Origin of the sequence: Nonomuraea sp. NPDC059023 (assembly GCF_042740095.1) — a bacterium.
In the GTDB taxonomy this organism is placed as follows: domain Bacteria; phylum Actinomycetota; class Actinomycetes; order Streptosporangiales; family Streptosporangiaceae; genus Nonomuraea.
This window is the reverse complement of the sequence record NZ_JBHYIO010000065.1, coordinates 16,759-32,620: the sequence shown is the minus strand read 5'-3', so window position 1 is coordinate 32,620 and position 15,862 is coordinate 16,759. Positions and strand designations below refer to the sequence as shown.

The 15,862-nt window shown below is 69.9% G+C and carries 15 protein-coding genes; 8 read left to right on the top strand and 7 right to left on the bottom strand.

What is annotated here, in order from left to right:
• Position 1: 1 nt before the first annotated feature.
• Positions 2-1,402, top strand: a complete 1,401-nt coding sequence (locus tag ACFWYW_RS55100; RefSeq protein ID WP_379622568.1) for a hypothetical protein — start codon at positions 2-4, stop codon at positions 1,400-1,402.
• A 48-nt stretch (positions 1,403-1,450) separates the two neighbouring features.
• Here ACFWYW_RS55100 and ACFWYW_RS55095 read toward each other — a convergent pair whose 3' ends face one another.
• The gene (locus ACFWYW_RS55095; protein WP_379622566.1) at positions 1,451-3,019 is read right to left on the bottom strand and encodes a hypothetical protein; all 1,569 of its coding nucleotides are present in this window, start codon (positions 3,017-3,019) and stop codon (positions 1,451-1,453) included.
• Between the two features lie 137 nt (positions 3,020-3,156).
• Between ACFWYW_RS55095 and ACFWYW_RS55090 the strand changes: the two genes are divergently transcribed.
• Positions 3,157-5,403 carry an immune inhibitor A domain-containing protein gene (locus ACFWYW_RS55090; RefSeq protein WP_379622564.1) on the top strand — a complete coding sequence of 749 codons (2,247 nt, stop codon included), beginning with the start codon at positions 3,157-3,159 and terminating at the stop codon, positions 5,401-5,403.
• A 107-nt stretch (positions 5,404-5,510) separates the two neighbouring features.
• Here ACFWYW_RS55090 and ACFWYW_RS55085 read toward each other — a convergent pair whose 3' ends face one another.
• Entirely contained in the window at positions 5,511-5,933 is a 423-nt protein-coding gene (locus tag ACFWYW_RS55085) for a hypothetical protein (RefSeq protein WP_379622562.1), read from the bottom strand.
• 86 nt (positions 5,934-6,019) lie between these two features.
• On the opposite strand from ACFWYW_RS55085, the gene ACFWYW_RS55080 reads away from it, so the two are divergent.
• Entirely contained in the window at positions 6,020-6,658 is a 639-nt protein-coding gene (locus ACFWYW_RS55080) for a hypothetical protein (RefSeq protein ID WP_379622560.1), read from the top strand.
• Here ACFWYW_RS55080 and ACFWYW_RS55075 read toward each other — a convergent pair.
• Positions 6,597-7,160: a hypothetical protein gene (locus tag ACFWYW_RS55075; protein ID WP_379622558.1), complete on the bottom strand. Its 564-nt coding sequence runs from the start codon at positions 7,158-7,160 to the stop codon at positions 6,597-6,599. The two genes, ACFWYW_RS55080 and ACFWYW_RS55075, sit on opposite strands and share 62 nt — an antisense overlap.
• Positions 7,161-7,301: 141 nt before the next feature.
• Between ACFWYW_RS55075 and ACFWYW_RS55070 the strand changes: the two genes are divergently transcribed.
• The 4 genes from ACFWYW_RS55070 (at position 7,302) to ACFWYW_RS55055 (ending at position 11,342) form a co-directional block, all read left to right on the top strand.
• Positions 7,302-8,561: a sensor histidine kinase gene (locus tag ACFWYW_RS55070; RefSeq protein ID WP_379622556.1), complete on the top strand. Its 1,260-nt coding sequence runs from the start codon at positions 7,302-7,304 to the stop codon at positions 8,559-8,561.
• Entirely contained in the window at positions 8,558-9,196 is a 639-nt protein-coding gene (locus ACFWYW_RS55065; protein WP_379622554.1) for a response regulator, read from the top strand. The genes ACFWYW_RS55070 and ACFWYW_RS55065 overlap by 4 nt, the downstream gene beginning before the upstream one ends.
• 60 nt (positions 9,197-9,256) lie before the next feature.
• Positions 9,257-9,829, top strand: a complete 573-nt coding sequence (locus ACFWYW_RS55060) for an ArsR/SmtB family transcription factor (protein WP_379622552.1) — start codon at positions 9,257-9,259, stop codon at positions 9,827-9,829.
• Between the two features lie 112 nt (positions 9,830-9,941).
• A complete protein-coding gene (locus ACFWYW_RS55055) occupies positions 9,942-11,342 on the top strand; it encodes an alpha/beta hydrolase family protein (protein ID WP_379622550.1) in 1,401 nt (466 codons plus the stop codon).
• A gap of 27 nt (positions 11,343-11,369) precedes the next feature.
• On the opposite strand, the gene ACFWYW_RS55050 is transcribed toward ACFWYW_RS55055, so the two are convergent.
• Positions 11,370-11,729: a winged helix-turn-helix transcriptional regulator gene (locus tag ACFWYW_RS55050; RefSeq protein WP_379622548.1), complete on the bottom strand. Its 360-nt coding sequence runs from the start codon at positions 11,727-11,729 to the stop codon at positions 11,370-11,372.
• 90 nt (positions 11,730-11,819) lie between these two features.
• Here ACFWYW_RS55050 and ACFWYW_RS55045 point away from each other — a divergent pair, with 90 nt between their 5' ends.
• Positions 11,820-13,307 carry an MFS transporter gene (locus tag ACFWYW_RS55045; RefSeq protein ID WP_379622546.1) on the top strand — a complete coding sequence of 496 codons (1,488 nt, stop codon included), beginning with the start codon at positions 11,820-11,822 and terminating at the stop codon, positions 13,305-13,307.
• A 93-nt stretch (positions 13,308-13,400) separates the two neighbouring features.
• On the opposite strand, the gene ACFWYW_RS55040 is transcribed toward ACFWYW_RS55045, so the two are convergent.
• From ACFWYW_RS55040 to ACFWYW_RS55030, 3 genes are all read right to left on the bottom strand, one after another.
• Positions 13,401-14,270, bottom strand: coding sequence for an alpha/beta fold hydrolase (locus ACFWYW_RS55040; protein WP_379622544.1), 870 nt, complete (start codon positions 14,268-14,270; stop codon positions 13,401-13,403).
• A 71-nt stretch (positions 14,271-14,341) separates the two neighbouring features.
• Positions 14,342-14,965, bottom strand: coding sequence for a TetR/AcrR family transcriptional regulator (locus ACFWYW_RS55035; RefSeq protein WP_379622542.1), 624 nt, complete (start codon positions 14,963-14,965; stop codon positions 14,342-14,344).
• 157 nt (positions 14,966-15,122) lie between these two features.
• Positions 15,123-15,842 (bottom strand): TetR/AcrR family transcriptional regulator, encoded by a 720-nt coding sequence (locus tag ACFWYW_RS55030; RefSeq protein WP_379622540.1) that lies wholly within the window; start codon positions 15,840-15,842, stop codon positions 15,123-15,125.
• Positions 15,843-15,862: the final 20 nt, after the last annotated feature.

Sequence of the window (15,862 nt, the reverse complement as noted above, 5' to 3'; positions counted from 1 at the left end):
CGTGGCATTACTGGTCACGCTGATTCCCGACGTCTTCTTCTGGATCCGATCGCTCCTGGCCGGAGATGACGGCGGCACGAGTTACGTGTGGATGTCCGCGGGTTCGTGCCTGGGCAACCAGATCGACGACCTGATCAGGTACCCGGAACGCATGGTCAGGCTCCTGCCCCTCTTCTGGTACGGCGGCGCCCCCATGATCGTCGCAGCCTGGGGCGGCTGGTACCTGAGCGTGCGGACCGGGCGTGACCGGCTCGGCAGGGTCATCGCCCGCTCAGCCGCCGTGATCTTGCTCCTCCTCCGCCTCCCCGAGCTCCTGCTGTTCACGCTCGACGGGGCGCTGGGCCGGGAATGCCTGGACGCGTGGGGCCCGCCCGCGATAGTGAGCCGGAACGCGGGCATGGACCTCTACTCCCTGGCGCCGCCCATCCTGGTTCTGCTCGCGGTGCGCCCCGTTCGCCGCGGTTTCGTCAGGAGAGGCCGCTTCGCCCGTACGGCGGTCGCGGTCCTGACCCTGATGACCACCCTCCTGGTCGTGGACCAAGCTGCCCCTCCCGGCAAGGTGAGCAGCGAACGGGAGCTCGACTGCGCCGGTTTCGGCGACGGCACCGCCCACGACCTGACCAAGGCGGAGAAGGACTTCCTGTGCCGCGTCCGCGGCTACGACTCCTTCATGGACGATGGCATCGAGAGCTGGGCCGAGGTTTCCGACCGGGTGGTCCTGGCCCAGGGCCATGACCTGTGCCGCGTGGCCGAACAGCATGAGGGCGACACCGGCGCTCCCGCCGTGCGCGAGGCACCCCACGCGGCGCTGGCCGGCGCACTGGGAGCGTTGTGCCCCGCGGTGGCCAGGGCCCAGGAACTGGCCGGTCAGCGCGGGCAGGCGGAAGAGGCCGCGTACTTCGCCGGCAAGGAGAAGGCCTGCGCCGCGCACCCCGCGCACCGCCCGAAGATCGAACCGGTCCGGCGACACCGCGCCACCATGTGGACCGAGTTCTGGACCATCAACGGATGGGACGACGGATACGAAGGCACCAACCCCGAGCTGGTCAGAGAACTGGTCGGAAGTGAACGGGGCGCGCTGACCATCTGGGCGGCCGACGAGATCGGGCACGCCTGCGTGACCACCGAGTCCTACACCCGGCGGCCGCCGCTGGAGACCAAGGGGTGGAGGGAGGTGGTCGAGGTCGCCTACGAGAGCCCGACCGGTTCGCTGGCCCTCGCCGACGGCAGGGGGACCACGTCGCCCAAGCTGACGGCCAGCGGGCCAGGGTCCTACCGGGTCCGGGTCCACCTGCGTGGCCGTGACCGCGTCTACCAGATTCCCTACCCGCCGGACGCCGCCGTGGAGCTGCTGATCATGGTGTTCCCCGGCGAGCGGAAGGAGCCGGCCGTCTACCGGTGACGGAGTCCGGATCACGACGGCCATCTGGCAGGAGGGCGCGATCACATCTCACGTGCGTGGAGTTCCTTCGGTCATCCACGCACGGTTCGTAGAACGACGCACCCGTTCGAGCGGCACCTCCACGCGGCTGCCTGGCCGCACGTCCTCGGCGAGCCCGGTCAGCCGACGTACCAGGGCCACGCCGCCGGGGCTGCGCGGCATCGTGAAGACCAGCCTGTCGACGTCGAGCGCGCGCAGCTCGTGCCAGAGCCGTGCTGCCGTCGGCAGGGCCAGGTGCCGCCCGCGCAGATCCGGCCGGATCGCGAAGGCGCTCACCTCACAGGTACCGGGTTCAGGCCGGTGGAGCCGGACGGCGATGACACCCATGAGACCCAACCCCGGGTCCCCTCTCCGGGGTCTGTCGGCCACCAGCAGTACCCGCGTGTCCGCGAGCGCCTCCCGGAGGTCGTCCCGCTCGGCGTGCTCACCCGCCGCCTCCAGAGCGGCGGCCATCGACACCATGCCGGGCTCGTCGTAGGGCTCATAGTCCCGCACGATGTATCCGTCGTTGAGTTCGATCTCCAGGTAGGCGTCGTCCTGGCACGGCGCGTGCAGCGGATGCCGCCGGGCGCAGCCGGGATCCCAGTGGCCGGCGTAATGGATCAGCGAAGCGGCCAGATCGGAGTGGGCTGCCGCCCAGAGGTCATCGAACAGGAACCACTGCGCGTGTCCGAAGTAACCGCTGTGGACGCACATCTGGGCGAGATGGTCGCCGAGGTGGATGAGCGTACGGCCGGGGTCGCGCTCCTCCTCCGGGGTGAAACCGTTCAGCAGGCGCAGTGCCCTGGCGTGCGCTTCCTGGTGCGGTCGGGCCAGCGCCGCCAGGTGACGCCGGCGAGCGGCGGCGGATTCCGGGATCGACTCGTCCGGCCATCTGTTGCGACGCTCCAGCGCGGCACCGATCCGTTCCTCGCCCGGGGCCGTCAGCGCCCGCAGGGTCAGCAGTTCCTCGTCCCAGCGCTCGGGATCGGCGTCACTCTCGCGCAGGGCCGCCGCCAGCTCCGGCAGCCGCACACCGGGCAAGACGGTGGGCCGGAGTCCGCCCGCGCTCCGATCGCCATCAGGGAAGTCAAGGATGACCGCATAGGTGACGCCCACCTGGCCCGCGTGGCTGAGCTCGGTTCTGATCGGGGGCACGGGCGGCTCGAAGGTCCTGCCCTGGTCTGCCGGGGTGTCCGGCAGGCGCCAGCCCTCCTCCCACACGGGATAGGCCCAGCGTTCAGGCTCGGCCAGCACGAGCGCGTCGTCGGCGAAGTAGTAGGAGAGCTTCACGTCGTCATCGTTGGTGAGGACCCGCACGCTGTGGTCGTCGACGCGCAACTCCTCCTCGTAGTAGAGGTGCTCCCGCATCAGCCGCCGCAGCTCAGCCATGCTCTCGGGAGCCGGCTCGCCCGTCTCGAAGATGCTGCCGAGGCCGTAGACATCGGTGCCGAACTCGCGGCGTACCCACTCATAGGTGTCCTCCCCGGCGGCCTCGTACCAGGACCTGCGGAACCAGTCCAGGACGGAGAGGCCGGGATAGTGCCGCACCAGCTTGCTGAGCGGGCCCTCGTACCAGCTGCGATAGACGAAATACATCCCGCGTCCCATCCGTGGTCGACTGCAGCGATCATGGCAGATCCGTAGGACAAATCCGGAAAAGGCGACTCTTCCCTGAGTGCGTGAAGTGTGACATGTTACACGCGACATAGTTGTCATCGAGAGGAAGGCGTGACGTGCGCACGTTATCCGTCGTGCTCTTATCCGGCCTTGTCCTGGGCTTGGTACCCGGGACCGCTGCCGCCGGGCCAGACCCCCATCCCGCGAAGGTCTCTTCAGCGGTCCACCGCGACCGGCCGGTCAACCCCATCGCCGACGAGGAGCGCGCCCTGCGCACCAAGGCCATGGAACAGACGCTGGGGACCACCGCCCCTCTGGCGCGCGGTCGTGCGCCCAAGGTCGGCCGGCAGTACGTGGAGCTGGCGCTGGAGCGCAAGGACCGGGTTTTCACGGTCCTGTCCGAGTTCGGGGACAAGGTCGACAATGAGACACGGCACAACGGCCAGATCAGGTACGGCGGCGCCCCCGGCCCGCTGCACAACCAGATTCCCGAACCTCGGCGAGGATACGACAACCACACCTTGTGGAGACCGGATTTCAACCGCGCCTACTACCAGGACATCTACTTCGGCCAGGGCAACTCGCTGCGCAGCTTCTACCGGCTCCAGTCCTCCGGCCGCTACGACATCGGCGGCTACGTCTCCGACTGGGTGAAGGTTCCGTACAACGAGTCGCGCTACGGCACTCCGCGCTGCACCTCGGGACTGGACTGCGACACCCCGGTCTTCGACTTCGTCCGCGACTCGGTCACCGCCTGGTACGAGGCCGAGCGAGCCAAGGGCCGCAGCGTCGCGGACATCGCCGCCGAGCTGAAGACCTTCGACGTCTGGGACCGCAGTGACCACGACAACGACGGAGACTTCGACGAGCCCGACGGATACCTCGACCGTTTCCAGGTGATCCATGCCGGTGTCGACGAGACCTGGGGCGGCGGTGCCCAGGGCGCCGACGCGTTGTGGGCCGTCAGCCACGACGCCTACTGGAACCTGCGCGGTCAGGCGGGCCCCGCCGGCAACCTGCGCGGCGGCGTCCAGATCGGCGAGACCGGCATCTGGGTCGGCAAGTTCCTGACCGCCGGCGAGAACAGCGGCGTCGGCCTCATCGCCCACGAATACGGCCACGACCTCGGGCTTCCCGACCTTTACGCGTACGGCGAAGGAGGGGACAACGGCGTCAAGTTCTGGTCGCTGATGTCCGACGCCTCCTACCTCGGGCGTAAGCACGGACCACTCGCGGAGTACCCGGGCGACCTCGACGCCTGGAGCAAGCTGCGCCTGGGCTGGCTGGATCACGAGCGCGCCCGGGCCGCGACCTCCTCCGCACACACCCTCGGCGTCAGCTCCTACAACACTCGCGATCCGCAGGCCGTACTCGTCGACCTGCCGCCACGTACGGTCAGCACCGAGCTGACCACCCCGGCACAAGGCTCCTACCAATGGTGGAGCGGCAAGGGCGACTACCTCAACGAGACTCTCACCCGGCAACTGGACCTGACCGGCGTCACGGACGCGACGCTCACCGCGAAGGTCCGGTACCAGATCGAGCAGGACTTCGACTACCTCTACACCGAGGTGTCCCTCGATGGGAGGGCATGGACCCAGGTCGGTGACAGTCTGACCGGCAGCTCGGATTGGCGGGACCTGAGTGTCGACCTCCGTGCGTATGCCGGGAAGAAGATCTGGTTCCGGTTCCGCTACTCCACCGACACCAACACCGTCGAGAACGGCTTCGTGGCCGACGCGATCAACCTGCCGGGGGTCTTCTCGGATGACGTCGAGAGCGGCGACAACGGCTGGACCGCGGTGGGCTTCAGCCGCGTGGGCCGGGTCGGAACCAAGGACCACCCGCGCGCCTATCTCGTGGAGAACCGCCGCTACACCGGCTACGGCCAGTACCTCAGGACCGGACCGTACAGCGCCGGGTTCCGCAACGACCCCGAGCGGGCCGAGATCTTCGAGCGCTTCCCGTACCAGGACGGTGTGCTCGTCTGGCTCTGGGACACCTTCCACGCCGACAACAGCACCCAGAACTACCCGGGCGAGGGCCTGATCCTGCCGATCGACGCCCGAGCGGTGCCGCTGCGGTGGAAGGACGGCGCTCGGGCCGGAGGGCGGGTCCAAGTCTTCGACGCCACCTTCGGCCTGGCCAGGACCGACAGGCTGCGGTTGCGCAAGGACGGCGTCGAGACGGTCTTCCCCGCCCGGCCGGGCATTCCCGTCTTCGATGACCACACCGGGGTGTACTGGGACGCCGCCTACCCCACCCTCGGCGTCCGCCCGCCGGACACCAACACCAGGATCCGGGTGATCCGAGAAGCCGACCAGGGGCGGCGCACGACCATCACGGTCGGCCCGGCCACCTGACCCGATGGCCGCCATGAGCCCGGCAGGCCACGTCTGGCGGGCTCGTACCCTCGTGGAACGGCGCTCGCGCCCGGCGACACCCACGGCTGGGGGACGCCCCGGTTGGGCTATGCGCGGGTCGCGAGGTCGAACAGGGTCGTCAGCTCACGGGCGTAGCCCGGCAGGTCGAGGCCGGCAGCGCTCTGCAGCAGGAACGGCAGGCCGTCGAGGCTCCGCTGAATGGTCGCGGCCATGACGAACGTGTCGAAGTCGCGGAACTCGCCACCGGCCTGGCCCTTGCGCAGGATGGCCTGGACGCGCCCGACGGCGGTGCGGTCGTCCGCGGGATCGTAGGAGCCGGCGCCGTCACCGTCGCGGAAGTTCAGGAAGATCGACATCAGGGCCTGCATCTGGGTCCGATGCTCGGCGATGAACTCGACCACGCCGGTGATGTACGCGCGGAGCTCGGTGCGCGCGTCCGGCTGGCCGGTCAGCCGCTCGGTGAGGAACCGGCCGAGCAGTCCGTAGACCTCGGTCACGACGGCGCTCATCAGCTCGGCCTTGCCCGCGAAATGGTAGGAGATCAGCCGCGTGCTGCTCAGGCCAGGCGCAGGCCGGGTACCACGTCGTCTTCAGCGTGCTGATCCCGATCATGCTCGTGGACATCCTCTTCCCGGCCCACCGCGATCGGCCCTACCTGCGACCGGGTGGTCTCGCCGGCGTCGCCGCCCTCGCGGTCCTCGGTGTCGGCATGGTACGCATGACCATCCCGCCCTCGCAGGACCCCGGATATCAGGCACCGGTGGCCGTGCTCGCGGGTGTCGTGCTCGCGGTCGCGACCCTGGCCGTGCTCGCCCTGCGCGTACTGCCGGGCCGTACCCCGTCACCGGCCCCCGCGAGCCGTCTCCCACAACCCGCGGCGGCCGGGCTGCTCGCCCTGCTGGCCACGTTCGGATTTCTGGGCCTGCTGTTCCCGGCGGGAGATCCGCCGGCATTCGGCGAAGGGGCGTGGACTCTCGTGCCGATGGCGGTGGCGGCGGCCATCGGCGCCGGTGCGGGATGGCTGTTCCTGCGGTGGTCGGCAACCGGCGGATGGAGCGATCAGCACCGGATCTGGGCGGCGGGCGGTGCGCTGATGGCCCATTCCGCCGTGGCCGTGTACGTCTTCGCGTCGAGCACCTTCGACCGCGTCGGCCAGATCGTCCTCGCCGCGATCACGGTCCTCCTGCTCGCCCTGCTGGCACGACGGACACGCCGCGCCGCGCCCTGCCTCTGACGGTGCGTCCCCATGGCTTGACGACGGAGAGCACCGTGGCGAGGAAGAGGACGGCCAGCATCACGACCGACCCGGCGATCAGGCCCGGCTCCAAGGAGCCGACGTCGGCCCGCGGATCGGCCAGGGTGGCCGCGAGCGCGGCCTTCACCCCCTGGGCGGTGTACGCGTATCCGAAGACCATGGCGAAGACGGTGAGCACCAGCTTGGTGATCACCCACCAGTGGTGCAGGAGGCGCCACTTGGTGTACAGCGCCAGCACCAGACCGGTGATCAGCGCGGCCAGACTCCCCGGGATCATGATCGCCGTGTCGCTGACATGCATCAGCTCGTAAGCCGCAGGCCGCAGCGGCTTTCCGCCGCTGGTCAGCGCCACGACGCCCATGACGAGCATGGCGTAACAGCCGCCCAGCCAGCCCACCGAGGCGCTCACGTGCAGAACCAGCCACACCTTGCGTGCACTGGGCTTCATCCGCCAGGTGATGGCGGTATGGACTGTTCTCATGTGATGCCCTCCTGCGCGATCGACGACGATGCCTCCAGCACACAGGCGATCGGCAGCCGGGCGAATCACGGCAGATGCCACTCTTCTTGGTATAGCTGGCTGTCATGGCACGGGCGTACAGACGTCCTAAGCTGCGACGGTGTGGAGAGCACGCATCCGCGAGAGGCGGCGAGGCTCCTGGCCTCCTCCGCCCCCTGGCGCGCCTGGGCCTACGCGGCGACCGGCGCCCTGCTCGGCGGCGGCACGATGGCGGTGGTGCTGACGCTCGTCCTGGTGGGCGCGACGCTGGCGCCGGTTCTCGTGGGATTCGTCCCGCTCACGGCGGCGGGGCTGGCCGGGATCCCGGTCGGCGCCATCGAACGCCGGCGGCTGCGATTGCTGGGCCTGCCGGCGCACCCCAGCCCCCACCGGACGCTGCGCGGCGCGGGGACCGTGGCCTGGCTGCGCACCAGGCTCCGTGAGAACGCCTCCTGGCGCGAACTCGCCTACACCATGGCGCTGATCACCGGACTGTGGCTGCTCGACTACGTGGTCGCGGCCATCCCTCTCGCCTGCCTGGTCTGCCTCGCCGCACCCGTCGTCCACCTGGTGTCCGGGCCGGTGGACGTCCTCGGCATCCATCTGGCCACGCTGGGGGACTCGCTCCTGACGGCTGGATTCGCCGGGCTCGGGCTGGTCGCCGCGGCCTATCTGGCCGTCGCGGTCGCGAGCGTCCGCGTCGCGGTGGTCCGGGTACTGCTCGCGCCGCCACCGTCCGAGGCCCCTGACATGGAGACGGTCGGCTCCAGCGGCCGGCTGCTCGACGCGTTCGACGCCGAGCGACGACGTATCGAGCGTGACCTGCACGACGGCACCCAGCAACGGCTGGTCGCGCTCGGCGTGATGCTGGACATGGCGCGGATGGGCGTGGAAGACCCTGAGCTGCGCGGTCTCCTGTCCCGAGCCCATCGGGAGACGCTCACGACGCTCGAAGAACTGCGCGATCTCGTCCGCGGCATCCATCCGCGGGTGCTGACCGAGCGCGGCCTGCCCGAAGCCGTCGCCGAGCTGGCCAGAGCTCACCCCCTGGCGATCCGGGTGAAGGTCGAGGTACCGGGCAGGCTCGCGCCCGGCGTGGAGAGCACCGCGTACTTCGTGGTCTGCGAGGCGCTGGCGAACGTCGCCAAACACGCCCAAGCCGGCGACTGCTGGGTCAGCGGGCGGATCGTCCGCGACGTACTGATCCTGGAAGTAGGCGACAGCGGGCGGGGCGGCCTCGCCCCTCGGGAGGACGGAGGCGTTCGAGGCATGGCCGATCGGGTGGCCGCGGTGGGCGGCCGGGTGAAGTTCGACAGCCCAGAAGGAGGGCCGACCGTGCTGCGCGCCGAGATCCCCTGCCTGCCACAGGCGATGACGGCATGAGAGTCGTGCTGGCCGAGGACTCCGGCCTGCTCCGGGAAAGCCTGGTCAACCTCATCACGCACTTCGGCCACGAGATGGTGGCCGCGGTGGCCACGGCCGGCGACCTGCGTACCGCTGCCGCTGAAACCCGGCCCGACATCGTCGTCACCGACGTACGCATGCCGCCCGACCACACCGACGACGGCCTGCGGGCCGCGATCGAGCTGCGCCGCGGCCGCCCCTCGCTGCCCGTGCTGGTCCTCAGCCAGTACGCCGACACCGCCTCGCTCACCGAGCTGCTGCGCAGCGGTGGCGCCGGCACCGGCTACCTGCTCAAGGACCGGGTGGCCGACGGAGCCCAGTTCGTGGCGACCATGTGCGAGGTCGGCGGGGGCGCGACGGTGATCGATCCGGATGTGGTGCGGCGGCTGCTCACGCACCGGGACGACCCCTTGCTGCGGCTCAGCGCCCGCGAGCTCGAGGTGCTGGCCCTGATGGCCGAGGGCCGGTCCAACGCCGCCATCGGCAGGGAACTGGTCATCTCCGACGTAACCGTCTCCAAGCACATCGGCAGCATCTTCACCAAGCTGGACCTGATCGAGGACCAGGTCAGCCACCGAAGAGTCCTGGCGGTTCTCAGCTACCTGCGCGGCTGACCGCGTCGCTCTTTGCAAATTGTCTTTGCAAAGGGTCTTTGCATCTCGTAGTCTGGTCTCATGCCTGATCCGCCGGGTCCCCAAGAGATCACCGACGTCGAAGCGCTGAAGCTGCTGGCTCACCCCATGAGGCAGCGGATCGAGCGGCAGCTACGGCAGGGCCCGGCCAACTCCACGACACTCGCCCGCGCCCTGGGGGAGAGCAGCGGGCTGACCAGCTACCACCTCCGGCAACTGGCCAAGCACGGCTTCATCGAAGAGGCCCCCGAACTGTCACGGGGACGGGAGCGATGGTGGCGTCATGTGCCGGCTGATCGCCGGATTCCGCCTTACAGCAGGCAGAGCCCGGAGATGCGGGAGGTGGTCGAGGAGATGAATCGCCTCGACTTCGCCGACGAGCTGGAGCAGTTCACCCGCTTCCAGCTCCAGCGCGGGCAGATGGGGGAGTGGGCCGACGCCCTGGCCTGGTCCCGCTCGACGATCAAGCTCACGGCCGATGAGCTCACCGAATTCCTTGAGGAGTATGTGAAACTGCTCTACCGCTTCAAACGGCCGGAGAAGGAGACGCCACCCGGCGCGCGTGTCGTGCTCGCGCGGCTGCTGGCCTTCCCCGCACCCGCCGACGGCGAGTGAATCCGGGCCGCCGAGTGCCAGCTCGGCGGCCCAGGAACGGAATCCGCATCACCACGCCCGCGAAGGGCGTGTTTCACCGTGCGCGAATACCGCAAAGAAAGGAGAGCAGCTCATGCTGCTCCGACGCAAGTTGCCGGCCCTGTTACTGCTGCTGGCCGCTGTTCTGCCCGCCGGCCCCGTCCGGGCCGAGACCCGGGACGTGCGCAGCGGCGACGTCACCTTCACCGGTGCCGGCGGAGTGACCCTGCACGGGACGATCATCGGCCCGAAGACGACGAAGGGGCGCGGCCCGGCCATCGTCATGGTGCACGGCGCCGGCCCGGTCACCCGGGACGAATATCGGGACGAGGCGGAGGCGTACGCCAGACAAGGGGTCGTGACCTTGATCTACGACAAGCGCACCGACGGCTATTCTACCGTGCGGCGGGACTACGGGATGCTCGCCACCGACGCCCTCGCCGCCGTGCGGACCCTGCGCGCCCGCCCCGAGGTCGACCCGGACGGGGTCGGCATCTGGGGACTGTCGGAGGGCGGCTGGGTGGCGCCCCTGGCGGCGGCGCGTTCGGCGGACGTCGCCTTCGTGATCGTCGCGGGGGCGGTCGGCACCACCCCCGCGAGACAACAGGCGTGGGCGTACGGCGAGCGGCTCCGCCATGCCGGGATCCGCGGATCGCTCATCCCGGCGCTGCAACGACGTCTCATCCGTTACGCCGTCGCCAGCGGGCTGTTCGGCGAGGCCGCCCACGATCCCGTCCGCGGCTGGGAACGTGTCCGCCAGCCGGTCCTCGCGGTATGGGGAACCCTGGATCGGGAGGCGGTGCCCGCGGAGAGCGCGAAGATCATTGCCGGGGCGCTGGCCCGGGGCGGCAACGAACACTACGCCATCCGCTTCATCGCCGGCGCCCGGCACAACCTCAACGGCACCCGGGACGACGGCTTCGACCGGCCCGACCTGCTGCCCGCGGCGTACGCCACGCTGGAGGTCGCCTGGATCAAGAGCCTGGCCGGCGGGCCGCCGCCGATCCGGATCGGCAGCCCGCCGCCCCAGGCACAGGCGAGCCGCCCGGTCGACGGGCCGCTCGCGTGGTACGAGGCTCCGCAGTGGCAGCTGGTCGCGTTCGTGCTCTTCGCGATGGCTTGCCTGAGCTACCCCGTCGGGGCGCTGGTGCGCCGGGGGCGCGGACGCCGCGGCGCCCCCGTGGCCGCCCGGCCCGCCCGCGTGTTCGTCGTCGCGCTGACGGCGACGGTGATCGGCTTCCTCGCCTATCTGGGCGTCCTGATCCTCACCGGCGCGACCGTGATCGGGCCGGTCGTCCTCGGCCGGTCCGTCCCGTGGCTTCTGCTCCAGGTCCTCGCCGTGACCGTGGTCGCCGCCGGAATCGCCACCGGCGCCGCCGCGTGGCGATCGCGGCGTTCCCTGTCCCGTGGCGGCCGGCTCCGGCTCGGCGTGCTGATCGCGGCCGCCGCGGCGTTCCTGCCGTGGGCGCTGTACTGGGGACTCGTTGTTCCGTAGACACCCCTGTCCGAGTGGAATCGGCGGTCACACCACTTCGCCATCCGCGTGGACGGCGGGGTGGTCCTCAAGGTATGACCTGCCCCACGCGTCGAGCAGGCCGACGATGGTCTCCAGGCTCCTGCCCGTGTCCGTGACTGAGTACTCGACCCGGGGCGGCACCTCGCGGTAGACCATGCGCGAGATGATCCCGTCCTCCTCCAGTTCCCGGAGTTGGCGGGTGAGCATGCGGGGGGTGATGCCGGGCATCTCCCGCTGGAGTTCGCCGAAGCGGTGCGTGCGCTGGAGCAACTTGTAGACGATCGCCAGCTTCCAACGGCCGCCGAGGATCTCCATGGCCACCTCGACCATGCAGTTGGCGGGCTTGTCGTGCAACCCCTTACGCACTGGTGACCTCTATTCCTATACAAATCAGCACTATGACACATGAAAGACAGTACTTGTAGAATATGCACTATTATCCCCAGGCTGGTGCCCATGCACCAGGACATCCATCCACCCTCGACTCCTCACAAATGGGCAGTACTCGCCGTCATGTGCGCGAGCCTGTTCCTGGTCGGCATCGACGTGACCGTGCTGCACGTCGCCCTGCCCAGCCTGTCCAGGGACCTGAAGCCCGGCGCGAGCGCGATGTTGTGGATCGTCGACAGCTACTCGCTCACCCTCGCGGCGCTGCTGGTGACCTTCGGCACCCTGGGAGATCGGCTCGGCCGCAAGCGCATGGTGCTGGCCGGGTTCGCCGTGTTCGGCGTGATCTCGGCCGCGGCGGCGATGTCCACCACGACCGCCCAGCTCGTCGGGGCAAGGGTCCTGCTCGGCGTGGGAGCGGCGATGATCATGGCGTCCACCGTGGCGATCATCAGATCGGTCTTCCCCGACGCCCGCGAGCGGACGATCGCGCTCGGGGCGTGGACGGCGGCGCACAGCGCGGGCGCGATGCTCGGCCCCGTCCTCGGCGGGCTGCTCCTCGAACACTTCTGGTGGGGCTCGGTCTTCCTGGTCAATCTGCCCATCGTGGCTCTGGTGCTGATCATCGGTGCCCGGCTCATCCCTGAATCCAAGGATCCCGCGCCGCGCCGCTGGCGCCCGGCGGACGCGGCGCTGTCGGTCGCCGCCCTCGGTCTCATGGTCTACGGGCTGAAGCACCTGGCCGAGGATCCGTCGCTGGTGCCGGCGGTCGCCGGGTCGGCCGGAATGGCGCTGGCGGTGCTGTTCGTGCTGCGCCAGCGGCGTGACTCCGAACCGCTGCTGGATCTGTCGCTGTTCGCCGACCGCCGGGTCAGCGTCGCGACGGTGAGCGTGCTGGTCTGCTTCGGCGCCAACACGGCGCTGCTGTTCTTCCTCACCCAATGGTTCCAGCTCGTGGACGGGCTCACTCCGTTTCAGGCCGGTTTGTCGCTCGTGCCGCTGGCCGCCGCCAACGCGGTGGGCGCGGCCGCGGCACCGTGGCCGGCGGCACGCTGGGGACGCCGTTCGAGCGTGGCGGCGGCGCTGGCCGCCCTCGGTGCGGCACTGGCCGTGCTCCCACTGGCCTTGGGCGGGCCCGCCGTACCCCTTGTGCTTGTCCTCGCGGGAGCGGCCGCCGGGGTGGTGATGACGCTCGGCGCGGACCTGGTGATGTCGGCGGCCAGCCAGGAGCGTGCGGGACAGGCGGCCGCCATCCAGGAGACCTCGTTCGAGCTGGGTGCGGGGCTGGGCATCGCGATCCTGGGTACGGTCGTGTCGGTCGTCTACCGCGCCGCGCTGCCCGGCCCGCCGTCCGAGGCGAGCCAATCGCTCGGCTCAGCCGTCGACAGCGCCGCGACGCTCCCGCCCGACCAGGCGGCCAACCTCCTCCAGGTGGCACGGGGCGCATTCCACACCGGCCTGAGCACCACCCTGACCGCCGCCGCGGTCGTTCTGTGGCTGACCGCCGCCATGGTCATGGCGCTGCTGCGCAACACACCCGCCCACGATCGCCTGTGACCTCGGCCTGCACCCTGACGAACGCACCCGCCTGCCCGGGTTTCTCGGGCCGTCGGCGGTCGGCCTCCGGCGGGAGCCGGAAGGTCGGCGGGCTCAGGCGTCCGGCTCGCTCGTGTGCCGGAGGATGGCAGCGGCGATGCGGGGGAGTGCCGGTGCGGGCAGGGTGTGGCCCATTCCCTCGATGGGCATCAGGACGCCGCCGGGGATCGCCGCGGCCAGCGCGCGGCCCTGGTCGAAGGGGGCCATGGGGTCCTCCGTGCCGTGGATCACCAGCGTGGGAGCCGTGATCGAGCCGATAAGATCCGAACGGTCGCGCGAGGCCATCACCGCGAGGATGTGGTTGCGCATCGAGTGAGCCATGTCGCCGGCCCGGGCCGCTTCCCGCTCGATGATCCGGCGCGTGGCCGCCTCGTCGAACGGGGCGAGGGAGCCCGACAGGATGCGGGCCAGGTCGATCCGGGACTGGATGCGCTGGTCGTCGGTGGTGGGGGGATCGGTGGCCTGCCGGGTGTCCCAGGCGACCAGCCGTGGGTCGCGCTCCGAGCCGCGGAAGGTACCGGTCTGCGGGTCGACGGCGGCGGCCGCGGACATGACGGCCGTCAGGGTGCGTACCCGGCCGGGGTGTTCCAGGGCGATCTCCTGCGCGATCATGCCGCCCATCGAGGCTCCGACCACGTGTGCGGCCTTGACGCCCAGCCCGTCGAGCAGGCCGATCGCGTCGTCGGCCAGGTCGGTCAGGGTGTAGGGGCGGGTCGCGTAGTCGACGGAGCCGGACAGGCCGGTGTCGCGGTTGTCGTAGCGAATGACACGGCGCCCTCCGGCCCGCAGCATGTCACACAGGTCGTCCGGCCAGGAGGTTCCCTGGGCGCCGAGCCCCATCACCAGCAAGATCGCCGGGTCGGCCGGGTCTCCCAAGGTCTCGCACCACAGCCGGATCCCGTTGCTCTCGACCCAGCGTTCCATCGCGTGCTCCCGTCTCTGGCAGACTGCTTCCGGCAAAAAGTATAGGCCCGTTAACTTTTTGTCGGAAGTGGTCAGGGAGCGGGTGCCCGTATCACCGCGAGCATCTGCGCTCTCAGGTGGTCGCGGACCACCGCGAGGTCGCCACCGAGCCGGGCAGCGATCACCGGCGTGACCATGCCCATGACGGAGATGACCGCGATCTGGGCGGCCAATGCGGACAGGTCCGGCCGTACCTGGAGCAGGAGGGAGACCCACTCCTCGCGCACCACGCGCATCGCACGGATGAGACGCCGGCGGTCCTCCTCGGGGAGCCTCGGTAGTTCACCCTGCAGGATCAGCATCAGCTCCTGGTTCTCCAGGGCGAATGCCGCGAACCACTCGATGAGCGCGACCAGTCGCTCCTCGGGCGCCTGCTCCCGCGCGGTCAGTACGGCCCGCCCGCCCTCTCCCAGCCGTTCCAGCGACAACTCGATCAACGCGATGAGGATGGCCTGCTTGCCCGCGAAATGCCGGTAGACCGCGGGCCCGCTGACGCCGGCCGCCGCGCCGATGTCGTCGATCCCGGTGAGGTCGTAGCCGCGTTCGACGAACAGGCGGGCGGCCTGCAGCAGGATGACCCGTTTGCGCGCCCCGTGCTTGCGCCCGCTGCCGACGAAGGCTTCCAGCTCGGCCATCACGGGCCCGTCTGATGTCACCGCCCGCCTCCGTTCCTGTCCTTGGTGACGCTCAACGTACGACACCCAGACGTCGGCGTGTGAGCCAGGAGGTCCCGAATGATCTGGTGTACGGTCTCCCGCTCCCCGGCAGGCGCGCCCATCAGGTCTATGGAGGGCGGCAGCGCGTACCGGATGATCAGGGTTCGGGAGTCTCGCCGCGGTGGATGAGATCGAGCACGGCGTCGCGGACGTCGTTGAAGACGGCGATGGTCTCCTCGGCCGCTGCGGCGATGGCCGCCCGGCTGGGTGGGGTGGCGGGTTCGAGCAGGGTGGCCATGGTGTCGGCGAGGACTTCGACGGGGTCGTCGACACCGGCCGGGGCGATGGCCGGTTCGGAGACGGCGGCGAAGAATCCACCGAGCACGGCGTGCACGACATACGTCTGGCGAGGCAGGGGCTGGTCATCGCGGATCAGGCCGTGGCGGTGCAGGATCGGCATGACCGCCGAGCACATGGCGGCGGGATTGATGCGGGCGAACAGCTCCCGGTCGGCGGGCTCTTCGTCGAACAGCCGCAGGAGTTCCGTGTCGCCCCTGTAGGTGCGGTGTGCCAGCGGGAGTTGGTGGGTGGTGCGCAGGAGCAGTGCGGCCAGGTGACGAGGCTGGACCGTCGCGGGGTCGGCGGTGATGCGGCCGATGCTCTGGTCCATCAGCGTCAGCAGGTCACGGGCGAACAGTCCGCGAATGAGGTCTTCCTTGCTCGGCCAGTACAGATAGACGGTGCCCTTGCCGACTCCGGCCGCGCGGCTGATCTCGGACACCGTGACCTTGCCCGCGCCGTGGTCGAGCACCAGTTCGCGTGCGCTGTCCAGGATGCGGGCGGCTTTGCGCGAGTGGTGTTCGACCAGCTGGCTCATCGGGTTCGTTCCTCTTGTTC

Coding starts and splice junctions, on each gene's coding strand:
- ACFWYW_RS55095 (WP_379622566.1), bottom strand. CDS start 3,019: ATGTATTTCGTCTATCGCAGCTGGTACGAGGGCCCGCTCAGCAAGCTG.
- ACFWYW_RS55085 (WP_379622562.1), bottom strand. CDS start 5,933: ATGAGCGCCGTCGTGACCGAGGTCTACGGACTGCTCGGCCGGTTCCTC.
- ACFWYW_RS55075 (WP_379622558.1), bottom strand. CDS start 7,160: ATGAGAACAGTCCATACCGCCATCACCTGGCGGATGAAGCCCAGTGCA.
- ACFWYW_RS55065 (WP_379622554.1), top strand. CDS start 8,558: ATGAGAGTCGTGCTGGCCGAGGACTCCGGCCTGCTCCGGGAAAGCCTG.
- ACFWYW_RS55060 (WP_379622552.1), top strand. CDS start 9,257: ATGCCTGATCCGCCGGGTCCCCAAGAGATCACCGACGTCGAAGCGCTG.
- ACFWYW_RS55055 (WP_379622550.1), top strand. CDS start 9,942: ATGCTGCTCCGACGCAAGTTGCCGGCCCTGTTACTGCTGCTGGCCGCT.
- ACFWYW_RS55045 (WP_379622546.1), top strand. CDS start 11,820: ATGCACCAGGACATCCATCCACCCTCGACTCCTCACAAATGGGCAGTA.
- ACFWYW_RS55040 (WP_379622544.1), bottom strand. CDS start 14,270: ATGGAACGCTGGGTCGAGAGCAACGGGATCCGGCTGTGGTGCGAGACC.
- ACFWYW_RS55030 (WP_379622540.1), bottom strand. CDS start 15,842: ATGAGCCAGCTGGTCGAACACCACTCGCGCAAAGCCGCCCGCATCCTG.